Raw genomic sequence first — 1,105 nt, 5'->3', positions numbered from 1 at the left:
CCCGACGCCCCGCCGGAGGCCGTCCTCGACGAGCTGTTCGCCACCATCGAATCGCGGAAGGCGGAGCTGCCGGAGGGGTCGTACACGGCCTCGCTTTTCACCCACGAGAAGGGTGAAAACGCCGTCTTAGAGAAGGTCGGCGAGGAGTCCACGGAAGCGATTCTCGCGGCGAAAGACGACGACCTCGACGAGCTCACCGCGGAGAGCGCCGACCTCGTCTATCACCTGTTGGTGCTGCTCGCGATGAAGGACCTCGACCTCGACGACCTGCGCGAGGAGCTTCGAGACCGGTTCTGATCGCCTACCGCTCCCGTTCGAGTTCGCGGTCGATGTCGTCGAGCTCCTCCGTCTCCAGTTCGTCCGCGATCCGGCGTTCGAACTCCGCCTCGCTGATCTGCCCCTCGACGTACTGCTGCCGGATGCGGTCCTGCCGGCTCTCGGCGGCGTCGATCGACGTCGACGAGGTCCTGCCGCCAATCGAGTCGACCGACGGGGAGTCGCCGTCGCCGAGCAGCCACGAGCCGGCCTTGTACGCGACGTAGACGAGTCCCGCCAGCACGGCGAGTTGTACGAGTCGAGTGATGAGGGCAATAATTCCCAGCACCACGGAAAAGACTACGCTGACCCCGATCAACACCACGATCGCGATCGCACCGTAGTAGAGGGCCTTCTTCCCGTCCATGCCGGGGAGTCGCGCGCCCGGCCGCAAATACCTTCTCCCGCGGAACCGGCGACGCCGCCGACCGCAGGTTTTTGCCCGTGCGACCGAACCGTGAGTGAGGACCCACCGTGACCCGCACCGACCCGGCGACAACGACGGCGCACGCGACCGCTCCCGTAGGGATTTCCTCCGCCGCGGGGGACCGGTTGCGGTCGGTGCGGTCGCCGCAACCGGATCGAGCGCGCTCGCCGGCTGCGTCGGTCGCGGGTCCGACGGGAGGGCTCCGGTTCGGCCGACGGCCCCGTCTCCGGTCCGCCGCTGATCGCACACCGCGGCTTCGCGGCCGAGAACCCGGAGAACACGGTCGCGGCCGTCGAGGCGGCGACGTCGGTTGTCGACCGGCTCGAACTCGACGTACGTCGCTGCGGCACCGGCGAACTCGTC

General features: G+C 68.3%; 2 protein-coding genes and 1 pseudogene. 2 read left to right on the top strand and 1 reads right to left on the bottom strand.

The window, feature by feature from the left end:
• Window positions 1-297 (top strand): phosphoribosyl-ATP diphosphatase (gene hisE / locus BN903_RS12325; protein WP_079890656.1); only part of this gene is annotated, 297 nt, incomplete at its 5' end.
• Window positions 298-301: 4 nt separating this feature from the next.
• On the opposite strand, the gene BN903_RS12320 is transcribed toward hisE, so the two are convergent.
• Window positions 302-682 carry a hypothetical protein gene (locus tag BN903_RS12320; RefSeq protein WP_048078003.1) on the bottom strand — a complete coding sequence of 127 codons (381 nt, stop codon included), beginning with the start codon at window positions 680-682 and terminating at the stop codon, window positions 302-304.
• A 94-nt stretch (window positions 683-776) separates the two neighbouring features.
• Between BN903_RS12320 and BN903_RS18150 the strand changes: the two are divergent.
• Window positions 777-1,105 (top strand): annotated as a pseudogene (locus tag BN903_RS18150) (hypothetical protein); the annotation flags it as partial.

This window comes from Halorubrum sp. AJ67 (assembly GCF_000513435.1).
This window is presented reverse-complemented; position numbering and strand designations above follow the sequence as displayed.